Below are 25,506 nucleotides of genomic sequence, written 5' to 3'. Positions count from 1 at the left end.
TCATTATGAGTCTTGCCCTTAAGGGCCAACGCGTTGCGTTGTTCAAAACGCCACGCGTTTTGTCCTGCAACTCGAATTATTTTGGGTATAACCAAATGGTATCGTTTTTCACAATTTAATAACCGTTTGGTTAGTCTGGCAGAGCCGGCGGAGGTTAGAAAAATGATTTATTGTGGAATGGAAAGCGAAAAAACGAATAAAAAATCCGCAATGGCCGGCGTATAAAGGAAAACGATTGCGTCGTCGCGGCGTTTTTTGGCCCAGGTCAATTCCCTTTCGCCTGACGATGGACGATAATACGCCCCCGGTTTGTAACCGGGAATCCAGGAGAAGTCATGTATCCCCTCATCCGTAAAGCGTTATTCCAGCTCGACCCTGAACAGGCGCACGAGTTTACCCTGCATCAGTTGCGCCGCATTACCCACACCCCGTTTGAATGGCTGGTTCGTCAGTCGGTTCCCACCAAGCCGGTGACCTGCATGGGGCTGTCGTTCCGCAATCCGCTGGGGCTGGCCGCCGGGCTGGATAAGGACGGCGAGTGTATCGATGCGCTCGGCGCCATGGGGTTCGGCTTTATTGAAGTGGGCACCGTCACGCCGCGTCCGCAGCCGGGCAATGACAAGCCGCGTTTGTTCCGGGTGGTGGAGGCCGAAGGGCTGATCAACCGTATGGGCTTCAACAATCGCGGGGTGGATAATCTGGTGGAGAATGTCAAACAGTCGCGTTTTGGCGGCGTGCTCGGCATCAATATCGGTAAAAATAAAGACACGCCGGTGGAACAGGGAAAAGACGATTATCTGATTTGTATGGATAAGGTCTATTCCCACGCCGGTTATATTGCCATCAATATTTCTTCTCCCAATACGCCGGGATTACGGACGCTGCAATATGGCGATGCGCTGGATGATTTGTTACAGGCTGTAAAAAATAAACAGACTGAGCTGCATACCCGCTATCAAAAATATGTACCGGTCGCGGTAAAAATTGCGCCGGATCTTTCTGAAGAAGAATTGATCCAAATTGCCGACAGTCTGGTGCGCCATAATATCGACGGCGTGATCGCTACCAATACCACGTTGGATCGTCAATTGATCCAGGGGTTGAATCATTGCGGGCAAACCGGCGGATTAAGCGGGCGTCCGTTGCAGTCGCGCAGCACCGAAGTCATTCGTCGTCTGTCGCAGGAATTGCAGGGGCGGTTACCGATTATCGGCGTAGGCGGAATTGATTCGGTAGTCGCCGCCAGAGAAAAATTAGCCGCCGGGGCGACGCTGGTTCAGATTTACAGCGGATTTATTTATCGCGGACCGCGTCTGATTAAAGATATCGTTACCCATATTTGATTTTTTCATTCCTGTTATACCCTAAATAATTCGAGTTGCAGGAAGGCGGCAAGAGAGTGACAAATTCGTTGGGAACGAATTTGACCAGCCAACGGCTGGCCTCCGGTGAGAGACAGGATGTCTCTCATTTAATCCCGATGAGCTTACTCAGGTAAGTGATTCGGGTGAACGAACGCAGCCAACACACCTGCAACTTGAAGTATGACGGGTATATCCAGCGTGGGGGTTTATTTCTCCGCCGCGCTGGTCTATATTTTCATCGTTTGTGTAAAAATACGTCAGAGTCGTGCCTGATGGCTTATTTTAAAAGCGGTATTGCCCGGCGAATACGCTAAGGATATATACCCGCCATCTTTTTTCAGGTCACGGCGTGTTGGTTGCTCTTATTCATCCAGCCGCTTATTGATGTTAGTCGCTGGTGATTCATCCGGTCGCGCCAGCCGGTGCGTTGTAATTTGTAGGGCATACATAAAGGTAATGCGATGAAATTAATCCCTGACGATAGCTGGCGTTGGTATTTCGATACCGAACAGGCGCGCCTGATGCTCGATCTGGCCAACGGCGTGGTATTCCGTTCCCGTTTCTCTTCCGCCATGCTGACGCCGGATGCCTTTATGCCGAGCGTGTTCTGTGTGGAGGATGCCGCGCTGTTTTTCACCTATCAGGAGAAATGTCAGGCGCTGGCGCTGCCCGCCGAAGCCCGGGCCGAGCTGGTGCTGAACGCGCTGGTGGCTAACCGTTTCCTGAAACCGATGATGCCGAAAAGTTGGCACTTTGCGGCTCAGGGTGCGGCGCATTCATCACCGCAAACCGGCGATCAGGTTAGCGTGCAACTGAATGAGCGCCAGGAAGCGGCGAATTTCATGGTGGTGGAAGCCGGGGATAAAGCCAGTTTGTGCGTGCTGGCACAGGGGCAACTGGCGCTTAGCGGCAAGACCATGCAACTGGGCGACGCCATCAAAATCATGCATGACCGCCTGCGTCCCATTGCGGACAAGAACGGCGAAACATCGCCGCATTACGCTTTCGCCGGCTGAACCCCGGCGGAGCGATATATTCAGTTCATTACGTCACTATTCCACCATACCGCTATTCCATCATACCGCTATTCCATCACACCACTATTCCATCACACCACTATTCCATCACACCACTATTTCACCGCGTCACAGGCGGTTATCAGGCCAGTTGAATATCCCCCGCCGGAATGCAGCTGCACGCCAGAATCGTCCCGTCTTCGCCCCGCGCGCTGGTTTTCAACGGCGACACATCGCCAGCGGTCAGCGTCAGTCGACAGCAACCGCATAACCCGGCCCGGCAGGAGTAGGGAACGCGGATCCCCTGTTGTTCCAGCTGTTCCAGCAGGATTTGCTGATTGTTGCCGGTAAAACGCTGGCCCTGATAGGCGATCTGCACCGCTTTGACGGCGCTGGCTTGCGGCGTCAAACTTTCAGTAGTAGCACCCGCGCCATAAGGCCGCGGCGGTTTGGTGGACAAAATCTCGACGCTGTCGCCGGCGCGAATGATGCCGCTGTTGCGGGCGATCAGGTTCATGCCGAAATCCACATCGCCGTTTTCCGCCGTGCGGTATCGCTGCAATGTCGCCAGCGGCTCACCGGACGGATGGCGACGTCCGCGCTCTACGCTCACCGTGGTCAGGACGCAGCGGCTACAGGGCTTCGCCACATCGAACACCACCTCGCCGACCCGCACGGTCTGCCAGCTGTCTTCGGCGTAAGCTTCGGCGCCGCTGACGGTAAGGTTAGGACGAAACTGCTCGATGCGGATGCCTGCGCTGCAACGGCGGCGCAGATCGTCGAATGAGGTGTCGTTGATCAGCAGGAAAGGGTAGCCGTCGGCAAACCCCAGCGGGATGTCCGGGCGGCGTTTAACGCGGCGCGACGGCTCCGGACCCTGCCAGCGCAGCTGCACCGGGCGTTGCAGGTAATCGCTCAGCCAGCGGTTGAGCGCTTCCGGCGCGATCCGGGCTTGAAAATGGTTGCCCCAGACTTCGGTTGGCGCGGTGGCGGGGGCGAAATCGTCGACGCGCACCAGGTATGTCTGGCCGTCGGGCGCGGACAGGAACACGCCATCGTGGGTCAGCGCCGGCGTGAACAGCACCAGTTGCGGAAACTGGCGGGCGGTAATGAAGGTGCCATCGGGTTCAGTGATCATGAACATGCGGTCAAACGCCAGTCCGCTGGCGCTGACCATCGCCTGCGACAGCTGGATACCGCGCATGGATTTGACCGGGTGAACAAAAAGCCGACTTAGCACGATCACGGTGAGGATTTCCTTGCTGACGTAAAGCGGCAACTTTATGACAAGCCGCCGGGATTAGCTATAATGCGCCTCAATTTTCTTTAAGGCTGCCGGTTTTCCTTAAGGCTTCCCGGTTTTCCTTAAAATACGTTTTTTCCAGAGCGTCTTCTTTCTTGAAGGGACGTTCTTTATTAGGTCGTTCTTCATTAAGGTAATAGTCGCGATATGAACTCTCTGTTTGCCAGCACGGCGCGTGGTCTGGAAGAATTGTTAAAAAGTGAACTTGAAGCGCTGGGCGCGCAGCAGTGCACGGTGGTGCAGGGCGGAGTGCACTTTCAGGGAGACGATCGGCTGCTATACCAGAGCCTGATGTGGAGCCGACTGGCGTCGCGCATTCTGCTGCCGCTCAACGAGTTTAACGTCTACAGCGATCTGGACCTGTATCTGGGCGTGCAGGCGGTGGACTGGAGCGCGGTGTTTGACGTCAACCACACCTTTGCGGTGCATTTTACCGGCACCAATGACGAGATTCGCAACAGCCAGTATGGCGCGCTTAAGGTCAAGGATGCCATTGTGGACAGCTTTAGCCGCAAAACCGGTCAGCGTCCGGACGTCGCCCGCCAGCAGCCCGACATCCGCATCAATGTCTTTCTGCAACGCGAGAAAGCCAGCGTGGCGCTGGACCTGAGCGGCGAGAGCCTGCACCTGCGCGGTTACCGCGAAATGGCCGGGCAGGCGCCGCTGAAGGAGAATCTGGCGGCGGCGATCGTGTTGCGATCCGGCTGGGAAGCCGGCACGCCGATGGTAGATCCGATGTGCGGTTCCGGCACGCTGCTGATTGAAGCGGCGATGATGGCGGCGGATCGCGCGCCCGGTTTGCATCGTCAGTACTGGGGTTTTCTGGCCTGGCAGAACCATAATCCGACGCTGTGGAAAAGCGTCACCACCGAGGCGCAGGAACGCGCCCGGGCCGGTCTGCAAGCCACATCTTCCCGGTTCTTTGGTTCCGACGTCGACCGCCGCATGGTGGAGATTGCCAGCAGCAACGCGCGTCGCGCCGGGGTCAGTTCCCTGATTCGGTTTGAATCCGCCGACGCCACTCAACTGAAAAATCCGCTGCCGCAGGGGCCGACGGGCACGGTGGTCAGCAACCCGCCTTACGGCGAGCGACTGGAGAGCGAGCCGGCGCTGATTGCGTTGCATAACCTGCTCGGACGCAAAATGAAAAGCGAATTCGGCGGCTGGAAGCTGTCGCTGTTTAGCGCCTCGCCGGAACTGCTCAGTTGCCTGCAACTGCGTGCCGATCGCCAGTTCAAGGCCAAGAACGGCCCGCTGGAGTGCGTGCAGAAGAATTATCAGCTGGCGGAAAAGGAAAACGGCGCGGAGAGCGCGGCGACGTTCGCCGAGGATTTCGCCAATCGTCTGCGCAAAAACCTGCGCAAGCTGGATAAATGGGCCGCGCAGCAGGGTATCGAATGCTATCGCCTGTATGACGCCGACCTGCCGGAATATAACGTGGCGGTAGACCGTTACGGCGAGCGGGTGGTGATTCAGGAGTATGCGCCGCCGAAAAGCATCGACGCCCAGAAGGCCCGCCAGCGGTTGTTTGATGTGATCAACGCCACCCTGAGCGTGCTGGAGCTGCCCGCCAGCCATCTGGTGCTGAAGACCCGTGAACGCCAAAAAGGCAAGAACCAGTACGAAAAGCTGGCCGAGAAAGGCGAGTTTCTGCAGGTATCGGAGTTCAACGCCAAACTGTGGGTCAACCTGACCGACTATCTGGACACCGGGCTGTTTCTTGATCACCGCATCGCCCGCCGCATGTTAGGCGAGATGAGCAACGGCAAGGATTTCCTCAACCTGTTCGCCTACACCGGCAGCGCCAGCGTGCACGCCGGGCTGGGCGGCGCGCGCTCCACCACCACGGTGGATATGTCGCGCACCTATCTGGAATGGGCGGAAAAGAACCTGCGCCTCAACGGCCTGACCGGTCGTCAGCACCGGCTGATTCACGCCGATTGTCTGGCGTGGATGCGGGAAACCCACGAACAGTTTGACCTGATTTTTATCGACCCGCCGACCTTCTCCAACTCCAAGCGGATGGACGAGTCGTTCGATGTGCAGCGTGATCACCTGATGCTGATGACCCAGCTCAAACGTATACTGCGCCCTGGCGGCATCATCATGTTTTCCAACAACAAACGCGGATTCCAGATGGATCAGGCCGGGCTGGCCGCGCTGGGACTGGAGGCGAAGGAGATTACCGCACAGACGCTGTCGCAGGATTTCGCCCGTAACCGTCAGATTCACAACTGCTGGCTGCTGAAACACGCCGGCGAGGAAAAATAACTACCATGTCATTGATTAGCTTATCCGGCGCCTGGCTATCGTTCAGCGATGCGCCGTTGTTGGACAACACCGAACTGCATATTGAAGACAACGAGCGCGTGTGTCTGGTTGGGCGTAACGGCGCCGGCAAATCCACGTTGCTGAAAATTCTGGCGAAGGAAATACCGCTGGATGACGGCCGGCTGGTGTACGAGCAGGACCTGATTGTGGCGCGCTTGCAGCAGGACCCGCCGCGCGATGTGGCCGGCACGGTGTTCGATTTCGTCGCCGAAGGCGTGGCGGCGCAGGCCGAGTACCTGAAGGCCTACCATGTCGCGTTGCGGCTGGTGGGGGAAGACCCCAGCGAGAAAAACCTGAACCAACTGGCGAAGGTTCAGGAAGTGCTGGACCATCAGGGGCTGTGGAAGCTGGAGGACCGCATCAACGAGGTGCTGGAACAGTTGGGATTGTCGGCGGACACGCCGCTGTCGGCGCTGTCCGGCGGCTGGCTGCGTAAAGCGGCGCTGGGGCGCGCGCTGGTCAGCGCGCCGCGAGTGTTGTTGCTGGATGAACCCACCAACCATCTGGATATCGATACCATCGACTGGCTGGAAGGTTTCCTCAAGACGTTTTCCGGCAGCATCGTGTTTATTTCCCACGACCGTTCATTTATCCGCAATATGGCGACCCGCATTGTCGATCTGGATCGCGGCAAGATGGTGTCCTGGCCTGGCGATTACGACAAATATCTGCTGGGTAAAGAAGAGGCGCTGCGGGTGGAAGAACTGCAGAATGCCGAATTCGACCGCAAGCTGGCGCAGGAAGAGGTGTGGATCCGTCAGGGCATCAAGGCCCGTCGCACCCGTAATGAAGGCCGCGTGCGGGCGCTCAAGACGATGCGTCAGGAACGCGCCGAACGCCGCGAAGTAATGGGTAACGCCAAAATGCAGGTGGAAGAGGCGTCCCGTTCCGGCAAGATCGTATTTGAACTGGAAGACGTTGATTATCAGGTGGACGGCAAAACGCTGGTGTCCGGTTTTTCCGCCCAGGTGCAGCGCGGCGATAAAATCGCGCTGGTTGGGCCGAACGGCTGCGGCAAGACCACGCTGCTGAAACTGATGCTGGGGCAACTGGCGCCGACGTCCGGACGTATCCACTGCGGCACCAAACTGGAAGTGGCGTACTTCGATCAACATCGCGCCGAGTTGGATCCGGAACGAACGGTGATGGACAACCTCGCCGAAGGCAAGCAAGAGGTGATGGTTAACGGCCGTCCGCGCCATGTGCTGGGTTATCTGCAGGACTTCCTGTTTCACCCGAAGCGCGCCATGACGCCGGTCAAAGCGCTGTCCGGCGGGGAGCGCAACCGCCTGCTGCTGGCCCGGTTGTTCCTGAAACCCAGCAACCTGCTGATTCTCGATGAACCCACCAACGATCTGGACGTGGAAACGTTGGAACTGCTGGAAGAGTTGCTGGAAAGTTATCAGGGCACGGTGCTGCTGGTGAGCCATGACCGTCAGTTCGTCGATAACTCGGTGACCGAGTGCTGGATTTTTGAAGGGAATGGTCTGATTGGCCGCTATGTCGGCGGCTATTATGATGCTCAGCAACAGCGCGCGTACGCCGCGCCGTTGCGCACGTCCTTACCGGTAAAAAGCGCACCGGCGAAAGAAAACCGCGACAGTGAGAACGCGCAGAGCGCGCCGGCCGCACAGCCAGCTAAACGCGGCGGCGGCAAGCTCAGTTATAACCAGCAGCGTGAACTGGAACAGTTGCCGCAACGTATTGAAGTGCTGGAGAACGAGATTGAAAATCTGCAACAGCAGATGAACGACCCGGCGTTCTTTTCCCTGCCGCATGATGAAACCCAGCCGGTGCTGACGGCGCTGGCGCAAGCGGAGCAGCAGTTGGAAGACTGTTTCGAACGTTGGGAAACGCTCGAAGCCCAAAAGAATGGCTAAGGCATCGCCGGCGTTGACGGGGAGCGGTTGCTTTCTGGCGTAAACGCGCTGCTGAGGCGAACGCCTTCGCCGGATGAACCACACCGCGGCGGCACAAGCCGGTGCCGTGGCAGGTCAGCCGGGTGAACCGTCACGCGGGCATCGTTTAGCCGCGGGCCTGACGCCAGAGAAGGGCGATGTTTGAGCTTCTCTCTGGCGCGCGGGCATCGTGTTGTAAAAAACGATGATTACAAAGAAACCGTGGTTGCAACGAAACGATAGTTGCAAATAAACGGTGGTCGCAGGCAAGCTGACTTATCTCGCATGTCATCTTGCCGGTGCCGCCATCAATCCAGTCTCAATAACGTCACGATTTTTCTTATCCGTCAGGCCACGGGAGGCGGCGAATGTGTGTCCATCACCACCACTATGACCGGCACATGCTGTGTCCGCACTGTGACTTGCTGGTAGAACTGCCGACATTGCAGGATGGGCAACGGGCGGTGTGTCCGCGTTGTAAAACCGCGTTGTCCAGCCGTCGGCGTGAGCCGCGCTGGCGGCCAGCCAGCTTCGCGTTTAGCGCGCTGATCATGCTGCTGCTGTCCATGCTGTTTCCCTTTGTTTCGATGAGCGTCGCCGGTATTCGCAGCGAAATCACCCTGCTGGAAATCCCGCGGGTGATGGTGGCGGAAAACTATGCCAGCATGGCGACGCTGTTTCTGCTGTTTTCTCAACTGGTGCCGGCCTGCTCAATGGCGATGATTCTGCTGCTGTGCCTGCGCGCGCCGTTGCCTGACGCGGTGCGGCGTTTGTTCACCAGGACGCTATTCCAGTTGAAAAGCTGGGGCATGGCGGAGATCTTTCTGGCGGGCGTGCTGGTCAGTTTTGTAAAGCTAATGTCGTATGGCGATATCGGTATCGGCGCCAGTTTTGTCCCTTATATCGTTTTTTGCCTGTTGCAACTGCTGGCGTTCCAGAGCCTCGATCGCCGCTGGCTGTGGGACGACGTCGCGCCGCCGCCGCCGATGCCGGCGGGGCTGGAAACCGGCCGCAGCGGGTTGGATCAAGGCGTACGCGCCTGCACCTGTTGTAGCGCTATCCTGCCCGCCGATGAGCTCCGTTGCCCGCGATGTCACACCCACGGCCATGCCCGACGGCGCCACAGCCTGCAATGGACGCTGGCGCTGTTGCTGACGTCGGTGCTGCTGTATGTGCCCGCCAACGTGATGCCGATTATGGTCACCGAAGCGCTCGGTCATAGCATCACCTCGACGATCATGTCCGGCGTGATCTTACTATGGGATTCCGGTTCGTGGCCGGTGGCGCTGGTAATTTTCATCGCCAGTATCATGGTGCCGACGCTGAAAATGCTGGCGATGGGCTGGTTGTGCTGGTGTGCGCACGGCTCGCGTCGTTACGATACTGAGCGGCTGCATCTGGTGTATGAAGTCGTGGAATTTGTCGGCCGCTGGTCGATGATCGATGTCTTTGTCATCGCCGTATTGTCGGCGATGGTGCGTATGGGCCGACTGATGAGCATTTATCCGGCCATCGGCGCGGTGTTGTTTGCCACCGTGGTCATATTGACCATGATTGCCGCAATGACCTTTGATCCCCGCCTGCTGTGGGATCGGCATCACGTGCAAGGAGAGGAGCGTTCCGTTGACGAAAACTAATCAAGGCATGGCGCAGATCGAAAGCATCAAACGCTGGTCGCCGGTATGGATTGTACCGATTGTGACCGTGCTGATTGGCGCCTGGATTCTGTTTTATCACGTGAGTCATCAGGGGCCGGAAATCACGCTGACCACCAGCAACGCCGAGGGGATCGAGGCGGGAAAAACGGCGATCAAGAGCCGCAGCGTGAATGTGGGGGTGGTGGAAAGCGTGATGCTGAGCGAAGACCTGCAGCAGGTGGAAATCAAGGCGCGTCTTAACGACGGCATGGATAAGCTGCTGAGCAAGGATTCGGTGTTCTGGGTGGTGAAACCGCAGATAGGCCGCGAAGGCGTCTCCGGGCTTGGGACGCTGTTGTCCGGCTCTTTCATCGAGCTTCAGCCGGGGTCCAACAAGGAAGACAGCCGCGCTTTCAAACTGCTGGATTCGCCGCCGCTGGCGTCGCCGGACGCCAAAGGGATCCGCATTATTCTCAACAGCGAGCAGTCCGGGCAGTTGACCGCCGGCGATCCGGTGCTGTTCCGCGGCTACCGGGTCGGATCGGTGGAAACCAGCCACTTTGATCCTGCGGCCAGAAAGATGCAGTATCAGCTGTTTGTCGCCGCGCCCTATGACCAACTGGTCACGGCGAATGTTCGTTTCTGGAAAGACAGCGGCGTGGCGCTGAATCTGTCCGCGCAGGGGATGCGGGTGGAAATGGGGTCGCTCAGCACGTTGCTAAGCGGCGGCGTCAGCTTTGATGTGCCTGCCGGTTGGGAAGTGGGCAACCCGGCTCATGAGCGCGACGAATTCCAGCTGTTTGACAATCAGAACAGCATTCAGGATTCGCTCTATACCGAGTACAAAGAATACCTGCTGTTTTTCGATGAGTCGGTACGCGGCCTGCAGGCGGGGGCGCCGGTCGAATTCCGCGGCATCCGGCTGGGAACCGTCGCGGAAGTGCCGTTCTTCCCGCACAATCTGCCGCAGAGTTTCGACAGCGATTACCGCATCCCGGTACTGGTACGTATCGAACCGGGCCGGCTGAAGCAAGGGCTGCGCGACCAGATCAATCTGGAACAGGAACTGAGTAAGGGCGCGGTCTCTGGTATGCGGGCGTCGATGAAGACCGCCAATCTGCTGACCGGCGCGCTGTACGTGGATCTGGATTTTTATCCGCAGCAGAAAGGCCGCGTGACGTCGCTGACGTCGATGGATGGCTACCCGGTGTTGCCGACGGTTAACGGCGGCCTGACGCAGATCCAGCAGAAACTGATGTCGGTGCTGGATAAAATCAATAGCCTGCCGCTCAACCCGATGGTGGAACAGGCGACGAAGACGCTGGCGGAAAGCCAGTCCACCCTGCGCGAACTGCAAAAAACGTTGGTATCGCTCAACACGTTGACTAACAGCGAGGCGATGCAGCAGTTGCCGGAGGATATGCAGCGTACGCTGCGCGAACTGAACCACAGCCTGCAGGGCGTGCAGCCCGGTTCGCCGGCGTATAACCGTATGGTGGGCGACATGCAGCGTTTGGATCAGACGCTGCGTGAATTGCAGCCGTTGCTGCGTACCCTGAACGACAAGAGTAATGCCCTGATCTTCGAGGCACCGGGTGCCCGAGATCCACAACCGAAGAAGGCGAAACCATGATAAAGCGATGGCCGTTGTGGCTGGTGTTGTTGCTGGGCGCCTGTAGCAGCCCGCAGAAAGTCTATTATCAACTGCCTGCCGCCACGCAGAACACCAGTGTGTCGGTGGCGTCGACCGAAGGGCGTCAGCTGTGGGTGGCTCCGGTCACTCTGGTGGATTCGCTGGCAGGGAACGGCATCGTGTTCCAGACTTCGGCGGTACGTTACACCATCGCGACCAATAATCTGTGGGCCAGCCCGCTGGACCAGCAGTTGCAGCAGGCGCTGGTGGCGTCGCTGCGCAACGGCCTGCCGGGCTGGCATGTCGCCGCGACCGGCGCTGCCAGCGATAACGCTTCCAGCTTGCAGGTCAATGTGACGGCGTTTCAGGGGCGGTTTGACGGCAAAGCGGTGATTCGCGGCGAATGGGTGCTGCAAGGCGGTAAACGCGTGATCACCCAGCCGTTCAATATCGAGGTGCCGCAGGCCGAAGACGGCTACGACGCACTGATAGGCGCGCTCGGCAAAGGCTGGCAGCAGGTGGCGGAGCAGGTACGCCAGCGCCTGCAGGCCGGCGCCTGATCGCCGTTCGACGTAGAAAACGGGGCGCTTTTATACCAATACGAATTGAGTTATAGCAAATACCTCTGGATCTCGTTTTTGTGATCACGATCGGTTTCCAGGGGTTTTGTTTTTGTCTCAGCCTGTTAGCCCAAAATGTGGCTTTGTCTCACAGAAAATTCTTTATTCTGGTTCACAAATATGACAATGGCGTGAATTTTGCGCCTTGATCTTCGCCTCCCAAATGGCTATTCATAGGGTGTGGTTGCGTGAAAAGTAACCACTGTTTTCTTTCCACCAGAGTCGAAATGAGGGAAACAAGGCATGAAGAGACAGAAAAGAGATCGTCTGGCACGGGCGCATTCACGGGGCTACCAGGCTGGTATCGTTGGCCGGTCCAAGGAGCTCTGTCCTTATCAATCGATCGATGCCCGGTCTAACTGGTTGGGAGGTTGGCGAGAGGCCATGGAGGACAGGGCGGCGATTGCCTGATCGCGCCTTGTCAATCGAAAAGGGAACGACCTCCGCCACGGCGGAGGTTTTCTTTTTCAGGGGGAGAACGATTTTAGGGAAGAACGATGCCCGGAAACGATGCGTCGAACGGCCTTCCGTCAGTCAGTGAAACGGCTGTCCACCGCATCCGCCAGCATGGCCAGCAGGCGTTCGCTGTCCTGCCAGCCGAGGCAGGCGTCGGTAATCGACTGGCCGTAGGTCAGTTGATCCGGATGGTGCAGCGGCTGGGTGCCTTCCACCAGAAAACTCTCCGCCATTACGCCGGCGATGGCGCTGGCGCCGCCGCGAATCTGGTCGCATACCGCCTGCGCCACGGTCAACTGGCGCTGAAATTGCTTCTGACTGTTGCCGTGGCTGAAATCCACCACCAGCCGTTCCGGCAGCGCAAATTCCCGCAGCGCGGCACAGGCCTCGGCAATGTGTTGCTCTTCGTAGTTGGGCGTTTTGCCGCCACGCAGAATGATATGGCCGAACGGGTTGCCGTGGGTCTGGTACACCGTCATGCGGCCGTGTTTATCCGGCGATAAAAACATGTGGCGCGCCCGGGCGGCGCGGATGGCGTCAACCGCGATGCGGACGTTGCCGTCGGTGCCGTTCTTGAATCCCACCGGACAGGAGAGGGCGGAGGCCATTTCCCGATGGATCTGGCTTTCGGTGGTGCGTGCGCCGATCGCCCCCCAACTGATGGTGTCGGCGATATACTGCCCGGTGACAATATCCAAAAATTCGGTGGCGGTCGGCAGGCCGAGCGCGTTGATATCCAGTAGCAACTGGCGCGCCTGCGTCAATCCCTCGTTGATCAGGAAGCTGCCGTTGAGCTGCGGGTCGGCAATCAGCCCTTTCCAGCCCACCACGGTGCGCGGTTTTTCGAAGTAGGTTCGCATCACGATTTCCAGCCGGTGCTGGTATCTCGTCCGCAATGCGGCCAGCCGCTGGGCGTATTCTCTGGCGCTATCAATATGGTGAATGGAGCACGGGCCAATGATCACCAGCAAACGGCGGTCCTGCCCGGAAAGAATGTGTTCTATGCGTGCGCGCGAGGCGATGACGGTGTCGGCGACATCCGGCGTGAGGGGAAGTGCGGTCAACAGCTCATGGGGCGTCATCAGACTGGCAAGTCGCTCACTGCGCAGCTCATCAGTTGGTTGCATGTGTAGTCTCTGAATGTACGTGACGCCTATCCCGTTAGGTATAGGCTTTTTTATGAATAACCATCAGGTCTGGCAGAAAGCGCGGGGAGGTGGCCGTGGGGCCACCGATGTTTTTCCGGGTCCGCCTGGCCGCGATGGCGATAGTCTATCACAGCCAACCCCTTACTCCGATGAGTGAAAACAGCTAATACATACGCCGATTTATGCCCATCAGGTCGATAATGCGGGCGGAAATCTCCTCCACCGAATAATTAGTGGTGTTGATGTAACGGATCTGATTACGGCGGAATAGCGACTCCACCTCGCTCAGTTCCATACGGCATTGCCGCAGCGAGGCATAACGGCTGTTGCCACGCCGTTCTTCACGGATGGCCGCCAGTCGCTCGGCGTCGATGGTCAGGCCGAACAGCTTTTGCTGATAAGGCTTGAGCGCCTCCGGCAGCAGCAGGTTGTCCATATCGTCGGCGGTGAAGGGATAGTTGGCGGCCCGGATGCCGAACTGCATCGCCAGATAAAGGCTGGTCGGGGTTTTGCCGCAGCGGGAAACCCCCAGCAAGATCACCTGCGCCTGATCGAGGTTGCGCAACGAGATGCCGTCGTCGTGGGCCAGCGTGTAATCGATCGCGGCGATACGCGCGTCGTATTTGGTCAGGTTGTTGGCGGTCAGTCCGTGGGTACGATTGGCCACCGGCATCGGCGACACGTTCAGTTCCTGCTGCAGCGGCGCCACCAGGGCCTGCACGATGTCCTGACAGAATCCTTCGCTGCCGACGATGATATCGCGGATAGCCGGCGTGACAATGGAGTAGAACACCAGCGGGCGAATGCCGCTCTGGTGGTACAAGGTATCGATCTGTTCGCGGACGGCTGCCGCCCGGGCTTCATTATCGACGAACGGCAGGGTATAACTGACGGTGCTAACCGGAAACTGGGACATGACGGCATGACCCAGCACTTCCGCCGTAATGGCGGTGCCGTCGGACACATAAAATACGCTTCTTTCCATACCAACTCCTCCAATGCCTTCGCTGGCTATCATAAGACTTTTGTGCCAAAAATCAGGTGTTTCCTGACATTTTTATTAAAACACTATTTCATTATCTTCATGATTAAGATGGTATTATTCTACAATATTGGGATTTTTCTGACTTTTAGCAATCCAAAACTCTGAATTCCTCTTTTTTTCACCAGGTTGATCGATTCACCTTTCCGTCCTTTTTGAAACCCTGTGCTACGCTCATAGAGCCAAAACTCATTCATGGCGCAATATTTCACACCCTAATTCTTCACATCCTAACTGTATGCAAAAAGGATTATTTTCGATGTCTAACAACGGCCCTGATATGCGTAATGTCCTGTGGTATAACCAGCTTGGTATGCACGACGTTGAGCGGGTGGGAGGCAAAAATGCCTCTCTGGGGGAAATGATCACCAATCTGTCGGAACTTGGGGTGTCGGTTCCGAATGGTTTTGCGACAACCGCCCAGGCGTTTAATGACTTTCTCAACCAAAGCGGCATCAACCAGCGTATCTATGAACTGCTGGACCATACCGATGCCGACGATGTCGGCCAACTGGCCAAGGCCGGCGCGCAGATCCGTCAGTGGGTCATCGATACACCGTTCCAGCCGGAGCTGGAGCAGGCAATCCGCGACGCCTACCAGCAACTGGCGGACGGTGAGCCGGATGCGTCGTTCGCCGTGCGTTCTTCCGCCACCGCGGAAGACATGCCGGACGCCTCATTCGCCGGCCAGCAGGAAACCTTTCTTAACGTACAGGGCATTGATGCCGTGATGGTGGCGGTGAAGCATGTGTTTGCTTCGCTGTTCAACGATCGCGCCATTTCCTATCGCGTGCATCAGGGCTACGACCACCGCGGCGTGGCGCTGTCCGCCGGGGTGCAGCGCATGGTGCGTTCCGATCTGGCGTCTTCCGGCGTGCTGTTTACGCTGGATACCGAGTCGGGCTTCGATCAGGTGGTGTTTATTACCGCTTCCTGGGGGCTGGGTGAGATGGTGGTGCAGGGCGCGGTCAACCCGGATGAGTTTTATGTGCACAAACCGACGCTGCTCAATGGCAAGCCGTCGATTGTGCGCCGCAATATGGGATCGAAAAAAATCCGTATGGTGTACGCCGCCACGCAGGAGCACGGTAAGCAGGTGCGGGTGGAGGATGTGGAAGAGGCGCAGCGCACCCGTTTTTGCCTGAGCGATGATGAAGTACAGGCGCTGGCGCATCAGGCGCTGCTGATTGAAAAACACTACGGCCGTCCGATGGACATCGAATGGGCCAAAGACGGCCACACCGGCAAGCTGTATATCGTGCAGGCGCGTCCGGAGACGGTGCGTTCCAACGGTCAGGTGATGGAGCGCTATCATTTGCCGGCCGGCGGCAAGGTGCTGGTGGAAGGGCGTGCCATCGGCCATCGCATCGGCGCGGGCGAAGTGAAGATCGTCCATGACATTAGTGAAATGCATCGGGTGAATGCCGGCGACGTGCTGGTGACCGATATGACCGACCCGGACTGGGAACCGATCATGAAAAAGGCGGCGGCGATCGTCACCAACCGCGGCGGGCGGACCTGTCATGCGGCGATCATCGCCCGTGAACTGGGTATCCCGGCGGTGGTGGGCTGCGGCGACGCCACCGAGCGGCTGCAAAGCGGCCAAAAAGTGACGGTATCCTGCGCCGAGGGCGACACCGGTTACGTCTATCACGACCTGCTGGACTTCACCGTGAAAAGCTCGCAGGTGGATGCTATGCCGTCGCTGCCGCTGAAAATTATGATGAACGTCGGCAACCCGGATCGGGCGTTCGATTTCGCCTGCCTGCCCAACGAAGGGGTAGGGCTGGCGCGGCTGGAGTTCATCATCAACCGCATGATCGGGGTGCATCCGCGCGCCTTGCTGGAGTTTGCACAGCAAACGCCGGAACTGCAGCGTGAAATCCGTACCCTGATGCAGGGATACGACGACCCGGTCGAGTTCTACATCGAACGGCTGAAGGAAGGCATCGCGACGCTGGCGGCGGCATTCTGGCCGAAGCGCGTAATCGTGCGTTTGTCCGACTTCAAGTCCAACGAGTACGCCAACCTGCTGGGCGGCGCTCGCTATGAGCCGGAAGAAGAAAACCCGATGCTGGGTTTCCGTGGTGCCGGCCGTTACGTGTCGCCGGACTTCCGTGCTTGCTTTGCGCTGGAGTGCGAGGCGGTGAAGCGGGTGCGCAACGGCATGGGGCTGACCAATGTTGAAGTGATGATCCCGTTTGTGCGCACCGTGGCGCAGGCGGAAGCCGTGGTGGCCGAGTTGGCCAGTCAGGGGCTGAAACGTGGCGAGAACGGTCTGAAAATCATCATGATGTGCGAAATTCCGTCCAACGCGCTGCTGGCGGAGGAGTTCCTGCAACATTTCGACGGTTTCTCTATCGGCTCGAATGACATGACGCAGCTGGCGTTGGGGCTGGACCGCGACTCCGGCGTGGTGTCCGAACTGTTTGACGAGCGTAATGACGCGGTGAAAGCGCTGCTGGCGATGGCGATTCGCGCGGCGAAAAAGCAGGGTAAATACGTCGGGATCTGTGGTCAGGGGCCGTCCGACCATGAGGATTTCGCCGCCTGGCTGATGGATGAAGGCATCGATAGCCTGTCGCTGAACCCGGATACCGTGGTGCAGACCTGGCTGAGTCTGGCGGAGAAGCGCTAAGCCGTTTATTTGACGTTGATTGAATCATACCCACCGCCCGCCGCACTGCGCCGGGCGGTTTTTTTATGCCCTGGCGATACGAGATAGCGTGAGCGAAGAAGCCGGTGAGAGAAAAAAATGCAGCATGTGCAACAGCACGGAGAAGGGATAAAGCGGCAGATAAAAAAAGGCCCACCTCAGGGGATGGGCAAAGACTACACACAGCAATTCGTTACTAGCTCTGACGAGGAGAAACCTCACTGACAAACATTACGTTAACAATAGCTCCGGGTATGAATACTAGGTTTTGGGGCGATCGGAGTCATTAGGAATCATCCTAATGGTTAATTATTTTTGAATAATAGATTTGTCATGCAAGAATTTTTGTCATGAAAATTGATCTAATGGCAGATTAACTGCCATAAATGATGAGTATTGGCTGAGAAGTTTCCTAAAAATATAAAATTATCTTACATATTAGGAATGTTCCCGGTGCGTCGTACACCGGGAGATGAAAGTGGAAATCAGAGCTTTTTGTGGTGATGGGGAATGGCGCGGATCGGCGGCGGTTCCGGCGACTCTTTCATCCAGGCCGATAACAGGCGATAAGATACCGCCAGCACCACCGGGCCGATAAACAGCCCAATCATGCCGAATGCCAGCAGGCCGCCGATCACGCCGGACAGGATCAGCAACATCGGCAAATCCGCGCCCATACGGATCAGCAACGGACGGATGATGTTGTCCAGCGTGCCAACCACACAGCTCCAGATCAGCAGGATGGTGCCCCAGGTGGTATCGCCGCTCCAGTAAAGCCAGATAATGGCGGGAATCAGCACCGTCAGCGGGCCGATTTGCGCCACGCAGGACAGGAACATCAGCACCGTGAGCAGCGTGGTGTAGGGAATTCCGGCCAGCGCCAGACCAATACCGCCCAGCACCGACTGCACAATCGCCGTCACCACCACCCCGAGCGCGACCGCCCGAATGGCTTGCGCCGCCAGAATCACCGCCGAGTCGCCGCCCTGACGCCCGAGGCGAATGGCGAAACGGCGCACACCCAGCGCGACTTGATCCCCTTTGCTGTATAGCAACACGCTGAACAGCACCATCAGGGCACAGTGCATCAGGAAACGGCCGATGTGCGCCGCCTGCGACACTACCCAGGACGCGGTCTGACCGATGTAGGGCTGGATTTTGGCCATCAGCGCCGGGCCGCCGCTGTGCGCCAGCGAATGCCAACTGCTGTGCAACTTGGCGCCCACCAACGGGATGGACTGTAGCCAGTCGAGTTCCGGCGGGGTAATCCGCCCCTGCGCGCCGATCCAACTGATCAGATTCGAGGCGTTGTCGATCACGCTGCTGACCAGAATTGAGGTTGGGAACACGAACAGCAGCACCAGCATCAGGGTCATGACCAGCACCGCCAGCGAGCGGGATCCCCACAGCATCTGCTGCAGACGGATTAATAGCGGCCAGGTAGCGACGACTACCATACTGGCCCAGGCAAAGCCGAGGATGAACGGTTGCACCACCCAGAAACAGGCAATAATCAGAATACCAATAAACAACAAGCTGAACAGGATTCGTGCGAGATCGAATCGCTGTGACTGAGATTGTTTCATCAAGAGAGGTTACCTCGTTAATTCAGGCGATAGGCCTAATGCAAAATGATGAAAACGGGGCTGGCTGTCGTCCCTGATGGCTGATAATGCGAAGGATTTAAGCCAGAATTCATCATGCGTGATTTCCGCTGGTTTGCACAGTGATTCCTGACCGGGTGGGCAATCGTCAGCGTTATGCCGCGGGAGGCGCCTGCCGCCACAACCCTAAGTTTTTCTTGCTCCATTAACGCATCGCCGGGGGAAATGTGATAAAACGAAGGGGCCGCTGATGGCCGACGCGCCGCCTGTCGGCATTTAGTTTATTGGCAAATAGTTTATTGGCAAACACCTCTCGCACGGACAGGGTCAACACATAATGATCCCACAGATCACACAAGCGCCGGGAATCGTTCAACCGGTGCTGAGCTTTTTGGAAGCCTTGAAGCAAAATGGTTTTACCGGCGATATCGCCACCCAGTACGCCGATCGCCTGACGATGGCGACGGATAACAGTATTTATCAACTGCTGCCGGACGCCGTGGTTTTCCCCCGTTCTACCGCCGACGTGGCGCTGTTGGCCCGCCTGGCGGATGAGGAGCGCTTTCGCGAGCTGGTCTTCACGCCGCGCGGCGGCGGCACCGGCACCAACGGGCAGGCGCTCAATCACGGGATTGTGGTGGATATGTCCCGCTACATGAACCGTATTTTGGAAATCAACCCGGAACAGGGTTGGGTACGGGTGGAAGCCGGGGTCATCAAGGATCAACTGAACCAGTACCTGAAGCCGTTCGGCTACTTTTTCGCGCCGGAGTTGTCCACCAGTAACCGCGCCACGCTGGGCGGTATGATCAATACCGACGCCTCGGGGCAAGGCTCGCTGGTGTACGGCAAAACCTCGGACCATGTGCTGGGGCTGCGCGCGGTACTGCCGGGCGGCGAACTGCTGGATACCCAGGCGATGCCGGTGGCGCTGGCGGAACAGCTGGCGCAGGACAATTCGCCGATCGGCCGTATTTATCACACCGTATTGCATCGCTGCCGTGAACGCCGTGAGCTGATTGTAGAAAAATTCCCCAAACTGAACCGTTTCCTGACCGGTTACGACCTGCGTCATGTGTTCAGCGATGACATGCAAACGTTTGACCTGACCCGCATCCTGACCGGTGCCGAGGGGACGCTGGCGTTCATCACCGAAGCGAAGCTGGATATCACGCCGCTGCCCAAGGTGCGGCGGCTGGTCAACGTCAAATACGACTCGTTCGATTCCGCGTTGCGCAGCGCGCCGTTCATGGTGGAAGCGCGGGCGCTGTCGGTGGAAACGGTGGACTCGAAGGTGCTGAATCTGGCGCGCGAAGATATCGTGTGGCACTCGGTCAGCGAACTGATTACCGATGTGCCCGGCGAAGAGATGCTGGGGCTGAACATCGTCGAGTTCGCCGGCGACGACGAACCGCTGATCGACGGACAGGTGGCGTCGTTGTGCGAACGTCTTGATGGGCTACTGGCGGCCCGCGAGGCGGGGGTGATCGGCTATCAGGTTTGCCGTGAGCTGGCGGGCATCGAACGTATTTACGGCATGCGCAAGAAAGCGGTCGGCCTGCTGGGCAACAGCAAAGGGCAGGCGAAACCGATTCCGTTTGCCGAAGACACCTGCGTGCCGCCTCAGCATCTGGCGGATTACATCGTCGAATTCCGTGCGCTGCTGGACAGCCACAATCTGAGCTACGGCATGTTCGGCCATGTGGACGCCGGCGTGTTGCATGTGCGCCCGGCGCTGGATATGTGCGACCCGCAGCAGGAAGTGCTAATGAAGCAGTTGTCCGATCAGATTGTGGCGCTGACCGCCAAATACGGCGGGTTGCTGTGGGGCGAACACGGCAAAGGTTTCCGCGCCGAATACAGCCCGGCGTTCTTCGGGCCGGAACTGTATGAAGAGCTGCGCCGGGTCAAGGCGGCGTTCGACCCGGATAATCGTCTCAACCCCGGTAAGATTTGTGCGCCGCTGGGCGTAGACGCGCCTATGATGAAGGTGGATGCGGTGAAACGCGGCACCTACGATCGGCAGATTCCGCTGACGGTGCGCACCGCGTACCGCGGCGCGATGGAGTGCAACGGCAATGGCCTGTGCTTCAACTTCGATACCCGCAGCCCGATGTGTCCGTCGATGAAAATCACCGGCAACCGTATCCATTCGCCCAAAGGTCGCGCCACGCTGGTGCGCGAGTGGCTGCGCCTGCTGTCGGAGCAAGGCGTGGATCCGCTGGCGCTGGAAAATGCGCTGCCGCACCAGCGCGTTAGTTTCCGCGGGCTGATCGCCAAAACCCGCAACACGCTGGCCGCGCGTCAGGGCGTGTATGACTTCTCGCATGAGGTCAAGGAGGCGATGTCCGGCTGTCTGGCCTGCAAAGCCTGCTCCACTCAGTGCCCGATCAAGATTGACGTTCCCGGTTTTCGCGCACGCTTCCTGCAGCTGTACCACACCCGCTATCTGCGCCCGGCGCGGGACTATCTGGTGGCCGGCGTGGAAAGCTACGCTCCGCTGATGGCGCACAGCCCGAAAACCTTCAACTTTTTCCTGCGCCAGCCGTGGGTCAATGCGGTGAGCCGCAAGCTCATCGGCATGGTGGATTTGCCGTTGCTGTCGGCGCCGTCGCTGCGCCGGCAATTTGTCGGCCACCGGGTGATGACCACCACGCTGGAGCAGTTGGAACAGATGTCGCCGCAGGCGCGCGCCGATCATGTGCTGATCGTGCAGGATCCGTTTACCAGCTATTACGACGCGCAGGTAGTGGCGGATTTCGTCCGACTGGTGGAAAAACTGGGATTGCGGCCGGTGCTGCTGCCGTTTTCGCCGAACGGCAAGCCGCAGCATATCAAAGGGTTCCTGCAACGCTTCGCCAAAACCGCCGGTAAAACCGCGGAATTCCTCAACCGGGTGTCTCGTCTTGGGCTGCCGATGGTGGGGGTGGATCCGGCGCTGGTGCTGTGCTATCGGGATGAATACCGGGAAGTGCTGGGCGATCGGCGCGGCGATTTTCAGGTGCAACTGGTGCATGAATGGCTGACGGCGCTATTGACCAGCCGCGACGATCGCGCTGCGGCACTGCGCGACGAGCCGTGGTATCTGTTCGGTCACTGCACTGAAACCACGGCGCTGCCGGCCAGCGGGCAACAGTGGTCGGCCATTTTCGCCCATTTCGGCGCCCGGCTGGAAAACGTTAGCGTCGGCTGTTGCGGCATGGCGGGCACTTACGGTCATGAAACCCGCAATCTGGCGCACTCTCAGGGGATCTATGCTCTCTCCTGGCAGCCGTCCCTGCAACGGTTGCCGCAGGCGCGCTGTCTGACCACCGGCTACTCCTGCCGCAGTCAGGTTAAGCGTATGGAAGGGCGTGGATTGAAACATCCGTTGCAGGCGTTGCTGGAGCTGGTGTGATGCTGTGGAAACGTAACGTAGATATTGAGCAGTTGAATCAGATGGCGGTCGACGGCATGGCCGGCCATATCGGCATCCGTATGACGCGCCTGACCGACGATACGCTGGAAGGCGTGATGCCGGTGGATCATCGCACGCGTCAACCTTTCGGGCTGCTGCATGGCGGCGCATCGGTAGCGCTGGCGGAATCGCTGGGGTCGATCGCCGGCTATCTGTGTTCGGAGGGCGAGCAGCGGGTAGTGGGAGTGGAAATCAACGCCAACCACCTGCGCGCGGTGACGGAAGGCGAGGTGCGCGGCGTGTGCCGCGCGCTGCACACCGGCAAACGGATGCAGGTCTGGCAGATTGATATTTTTGACAGCCGTGACCGGCTCTGTTGCACCTCACGGCTAACCACGGCGGTGATCACGCCGGATGCCTGATCTCCCGCCATTCATCACTCCCTGTCGAGCGTCTGGCCCGGCAGGGCTTGCCCCTTACACTGCGTAGACATCAGGGGATAAAAGCCACCCGCTGCATAAAATCGGTTTGGAAGGCGGTGGCTTTGTCCCAGTTACCCATCAGGCTGAACTGGGTGCAAATGTGCTGCAACGTCTGGCGTGCAAAGTAGTAACTCTGCACCCGGAATAAGTGGTCGCGCTCGGTATTGTTGATTTCATGAATCAAACGCTGGTGGATCTTGATCAGGCTGAACAGGTAACTGTTTTCGTCGCCCTGCTGTTGGCTCAGTTCCGCCATTTGCACACCGGTCAGGTAGTAGTGCCGCAATTCGCCAATCTCGCCGTCATCCCGCTCCAGCGATAACTCCGCCAGATAAAACTCCATCGTGGCATTACGCAACTGTCGCCGGTAGTCATCAATCTGCGTCTGCAACCAGGCTCTGAACGGGAACATGTCCGGCACCTCACATATTAAATAAGAATCATTATCATATTTTTAAGCGCCTCATCGCGCAACGTTTCCGGCGCGCATTTGCCGGTAAGAGGCGATCGCGATCACATTTTCTGCATGAGATGCGCCGGATTTATCGCCATGTGCCTTCAGCGGAGAATTTTTTGCATGGCACAGGTGTTCAGAAAATAGACTGATTCAGGAGTGTTATACTGATGATAAGAAAATGTTGATAGCACTAACAGGTAAAACCATAGGTATAAATTATCAATTTTTGCTATATCAATAGTCAGTTATTGGTTTTCGGGGCGGCGAGCGGCGAAAACACCGGTTGCGAATGGCACGTTTTGAACCTGTAACCGGGAAAAGCCCCACAATTAATTGAGAAAAGCCCCACAATCACACGGTTGATGTAGTAATAATTATCATTAACATTGTATGAGTCCTGACAGTATCGATATCCGAATCAATCAACCGGAAGAAAACGGATGTCATGCGGTCGGTATCACAGCCTGCCGTGCAGGGGGGCAATAACAGCAAACGAGGTGATCCCGATGCAAACGCACGATGTAGAAACTTTTTCACTGGACGAACAGGCATGGCAGGGATTGACGCTGACCGATAGCGCCGTGGCCCATATCAGTAACCTGATGCGACGGGATGAATCGGTGCAGGGCATTCGGCTGGCGGTTAAACAGTCCGGTTGTGCGGGGTTCGGTTACGTACTGGAACTGGTACATCAGCCTGATCCCACCGATCGGCTCTATCAGCGCGAAGGCGCGCGGCTGTTCATTCCGCTCAAGGCGATGCCGTTTCTCGACGGTACGGAAGTGGATTTTGTGCAGGAAGGCATCAATCAGGTATTCAAATTCAACAACCCAAAAGCCCGCCATGCCTGTGGGTGTGGCGAAAGTTTTGGGCTTTAAGCGGCGACACGATTATGGCGCGTAGCAATGTAGACGTATCCGACGATGTCCAGACCTGGCTCGATGACGGCCGTTATAAAGAAGGCTTTTTCACCGAGCTGGCGATGGATCAACTGGCCCATGGCATCAATGAAGACGTGGTGCGGGCGATTTCCGCCAGACGCAATGAACCGGAGTGGATGCTAGAGTTTCGACTCAGCGCCTATCGTGCCTGGTTGCAGATGGAAGAACCTCACTGGCTGAAGGCGCACTATGAGCGGCTGAACTATCAGGACTACAGCTATTACTCCGCGCCTTCCTGCGGGCAGTGCGACGACAACTGCGGTTCCCAGCCGGGCGCGCAGCAACAGCCGGCCGGCGATGCCGCTCACGGTAATTATCTAACCCGCGAGGTGGAAGACGCTTTCGACAAACTGGGCGTACCGGTACGGGAGGGTAAAGACGTAGCGGTCGACGCCATTTTCGATTCGGTGTCCGTCGCCACCACTTATCGGGATGAGCTGGCGCAGCAGGGCATTATCTTCTGTTCGTTCAGCGAAGCAATTCAGGCGCATCCGGAGCTGGTGCGCCAGTATCTGGGCACGGTGGTGCCTGCCAACGACAATTTCTTTGCCGCGTTAAACGCCGCCGTGGCTTCGGACGGTACCTTCGTTTACATCCCGAAAGGGGTGCGTTGCCCGATGGAACTGTCGACCTACTTTCGCATCAACGCCGCCAAGACCGGTCAGTTCGAGCGCACCATTCTGATTGCCGACGACGACAGCTACGTCAGTTATATCGAGGGTTGTTCGGCGCCGGTGCGCGACAGTTACCAACTGCATGCGGCGGTGGTGGAGGTGATCGTCAACAAAAATGCCGAAGTGAAATATTCCACGGTGCAGAACTGGTTCGCCGGTCAGGGCAGCGAAGGCGGCATTCTCAACTTCGTGACTAAACGCGCGCTGTGTGCCGGCGACCATTCGCGCATGTCGTGGACGCAATCGGAAACCGGCTCGGCGATCACCTGGAAATACCCGAGCGTGATCCTGCGCGGCGACTACTCGGTGGGTGAGTTCTTCTCGGTGGCGCTGACCAGCGGCCACCAGCAGGCGGATACCGGCACCAAGATGATCCATATCGGTAAGAACACCCGTTCGACCATCATCGCCAAGGGGATTTCCGCCGGGCACAGCGAGAACACCTATCGTGGGTTGGTGAAGATCATGCCCAGCGCCACCAACGCGCGCAATTTCACCCAGTGCGACTCGATGCTGATCGGCGGTGACTGCGGCGCGCACACCTTCCCCTACGTGGAGGTGAGAAACAACAGCGCGCAGCTGGAACACGAAGCCACCACCTCGCGTATCGGCGAGGATCAACTGTTCTATTGCCTGCAGCGCGGCATCAGTGAAGACGATGCCATCTCGATGATCGTGAACGGTTTCTGCAAAGACGTGTTCTCGGAGCTGCCGCTGGAGTTCGCGGTGGAAGCCCAGAAATTGTTGTCCATCAGCCTCGAACACAGTGTGGGCTGATGAATGCGCCAACGCCACGGCACGCCATGCACCGCGTTGCGGTGCCGATAATCATGAGCGTCGGGTAAGA

The 25,506-nt window shown here is 57.9% G+C and carries 18 protein-coding genes and 1 other RNA gene; 13 read left to right on the top strand and 6 right to left on the bottom strand.

What is annotated here, in order from left to right; all coding sequences use genetic code 11:
• Nucleotides 1-335: 335 nt before the first annotated feature.
• Together pyrD and DDA898_RS13195 are read left to right on the top strand one after the other, a co-directional pair.
• Nucleotides 336-1,343, top strand: a complete 1,008-nt coding sequence (gene pyrD / locus DDA898_RS13200) for a quinone-dependent dihydroorotate dehydrogenase (protein WP_013318378.1) — start codon at nt 336-338, stop codon at nt 1,341-1,343.
• 482 nt (nt 1,344-1,825) lie between these two features.
• On the top strand, nt 1,826-2,380 hold the full coding sequence (locus DDA898_RS13195; RefSeq protein WP_013318377.1) for a cell division protein ZapC: 555 nt from the start codon (nt 1,826-1,828) through the stop codon (nt 2,378-2,380).
• A 142-nt stretch (nt 2,381-2,522) separates the two neighbouring features.
• Here the strand turns inward: DDA898_RS13195 and DDA898_RS13190 are convergent, their stop codons facing one another.
• On the bottom strand, nt 2,523-3,626 hold the full coding sequence (locus DDA898_RS13190) for a YcbX family protein (RefSeq protein ID WP_038911430.1): 1,104 nt from the start codon (nt 3,624-3,626) through the stop codon (nt 2,523-2,525).
• A gap of 204 nt (nt 3,627-3,830) precedes the next feature.
• On the opposite strand from DDA898_RS13190, the gene rlmKL reads away from it, so the two are divergent.
• The 6 genes from rlmKL (at nt 3,831) to rmf (ending at nt 12,213) form a co-directional block, all read left to right on the top strand.
• Nucleotides 3,831-5,954: a bifunctional 23S rRNA (guanine(2069)-N(7))-methyltransferase RlmK/23S rRNA (guanine(2445)-N(2))-methyltransferase RlmL gene (gene rlmKL / locus DDA898_RS13185; protein ID WP_038911429.1), complete on the top strand. Its 2,124-nt coding sequence runs from the start codon at nt 3,831-3,833 to the stop codon at nt 5,952-5,954.
• A gap of 5 nt (nt 5,955-5,959) precedes the next feature.
• Complete coding sequence (locus DDA898_RS13180; RefSeq protein WP_038911428.1) at nt 5,960-7,894, top strand: ABC transporter ATP-binding protein; 1,935 nt, start codon at nt 5,960-5,962, stop codon at nt 7,892-7,894.
• A gap of 386 nt (nt 7,895-8,280) precedes the next feature.
• The gene (pqiA, locus tag DDA898_RS13175) at nt 8,281-9,549 is read left to right on the top strand and encodes a membrane integrity-associated transporter subunit PqiA (protein ID WP_013318373.1); all 1,269 of its coding nucleotides are present in this window, start codon (nt 8,281-8,283) and stop codon (nt 9,547-9,549) included.
• On the top strand, nt 9,536-11,182 hold the full coding sequence (gene pqiB / locus DDA898_RS13170; RefSeq protein WP_038911427.1) for an intermembrane transport protein PqiB: 1,647 nt from the start codon (nt 9,536-9,538) through the stop codon (nt 11,180-11,182). Before pqiA ends, pqiB begins: the two co-directional genes overlap by 14 nt.
• Complete coding sequence (pqiC, locus tag DDA898_RS13165) at nt 11,179-11,742, top strand: membrane integrity-associated transporter subunit PqiC (protein ID WP_038911425.1); 564 nt, start codon at nt 11,179-11,181, stop codon at nt 11,740-11,742. Before pqiB ends, pqiC begins: the two co-directional genes overlap by 4 nt.
• A 303-nt stretch (nt 11,743-12,045) precedes the next feature.
• A complete protein-coding gene (rmf, locus tag DDA898_RS22395; RefSeq protein ID WP_012769408.1) occupies nt 12,046-12,213 on the top strand; it encodes a ribosome modulation factor in 168 nt (55 codons plus the stop codon).
• A 119-nt stretch (nt 12,214-12,332) separates the two neighbouring features.
• On the opposite strand, the gene DDA898_RS13160 is transcribed toward rmf, so the two are convergent.
• A complete protein-coding gene (locus DDA898_RS13160; protein ID WP_038901475.1) occupies nt 12,333-13,385 on the bottom strand; it encodes a 3-deoxy-7-phosphoheptulonate synthase in 1,053 nt (350 codons plus the stop codon).
• 184 nt (nt 13,386-13,569) lie between these two features.
• Nucleotides 13,570-14,391, bottom strand: coding sequence for a posphoenolpyruvate synthetase regulatory kinase/phosphorylase PpsR (ppsR, locus tag DDA898_RS13155; protein ID WP_038911424.1), 822 nt, complete (start codon nt 14,389-14,391; stop codon nt 13,570-13,572).
• A gap of 316 nt (nt 14,392-14,707) precedes the next feature.
• On the opposite strand from ppsR, the gene ppsA reads away from it, so the two are divergent.
• The gene (ppsA, locus tag DDA898_RS13150; protein WP_038911423.1) at nt 14,708-17,086 is read left to right on the top strand and encodes a phosphoenolpyruvate synthase; all 2,379 of its coding nucleotides are present in this window, start codon (nt 14,708-14,710) and stop codon (nt 17,084-17,086) included.
• Nucleotides 17,087-17,245: 159 nt separating this feature from the next.
• Here ppsA and rprA read toward each other — a convergent pair.
• An RNA gene (gene rprA / locus DDA898_RS22390) (antisense sRNA RprA) lies at nt 17,246-17,356 on the bottom strand.
• A 233-nt stretch (nt 17,357-17,589) separates the two neighbouring features.
• Nucleotides 17,590-18,693, bottom strand: a complete 1,104-nt coding sequence (gene ydiK / locus DDA898_RS13145) for an AI-2E family transporter YdiK (protein ID WP_038901472.1) — start codon at nt 18,691-18,693, stop codon at nt 17,590-17,592.
• 352 nt (nt 18,694-19,045) lie between these two features.
• Between ydiK and ydiJ the strand changes: the two genes are divergently transcribed.
• Together ydiJ and DDA898_RS13135 are read left to right on the top strand one after the other, a co-directional pair.
• Nucleotides 19,046-22,105, top strand: coding sequence for a D-2-hydroxyglutarate dehydrogenase YdiJ (gene ydiJ, locus DDA898_RS13140; protein ID WP_038911422.1), 3,060 nt, complete (start codon nt 19,046-19,048; stop codon nt 22,103-22,105).
• Nucleotides 22,105-22,527 carry a hotdog fold thioesterase gene (locus DDA898_RS13135; protein WP_038911420.1) on the top strand — a complete coding sequence of 141 codons (423 nt, stop codon included), beginning with the start codon at nt 22,105-22,107 and terminating at the stop codon, nt 22,525-22,527. The genes ydiJ and DDA898_RS13135 overlap by 1 nt, the downstream gene beginning before the upstream one ends.
• Nucleotides 22,528-22,597: 70 nt before the next feature.
• Here DDA898_RS13135 and DDA898_RS13130 read toward each other — a convergent pair whose 3' ends face one another.
• Complete coding sequence (locus DDA898_RS13130) at nt 22,598-22,999, bottom strand: hypothetical protein (RefSeq protein ID WP_022633955.1); 402 nt, start codon at nt 22,997-22,999, stop codon at nt 22,598-22,600.
• 551 nt (nt 23,000-23,550) lie between these two features.
• On the opposite strand from DDA898_RS13130, the gene sufA reads away from it, so the two are divergent.
• Nucleotides 23,551-23,922, top strand: a complete 372-nt coding sequence (sufA, locus tag DDA898_RS13125; protein WP_038901469.1) for a Fe-S cluster assembly scaffold SufA — start codon at nt 23,551-23,553, stop codon at nt 23,920-23,922.
• A 14-nt stretch (nt 23,923-23,936) separates the two neighbouring features.
• A complete protein-coding gene (gene sufB, locus DDA898_RS13120; protein WP_038911419.1) occupies nt 23,937-25,436 on the top strand; it encodes a Fe-S cluster assembly protein SufB in 1,500 nt (499 codons plus the stop codon).
• The last annotated feature ends 70 nt before the right edge of the window (nt 25,437-25,506 follow it).

It is taken from the genome of Dickeya dadantii NCPPB 898, assembly GCF_000406145.1.
Classification (GTDB): Bacteria; Pseudomonadota; Gammaproteobacteria; order Enterobacterales; family Enterobacteriaceae; genus Dickeya; species Dickeya dadantii.
Note: the sequence above shows the minus strand (reverse complement) of the source record. Positions and strands in the feature narration are given on the sequence as shown.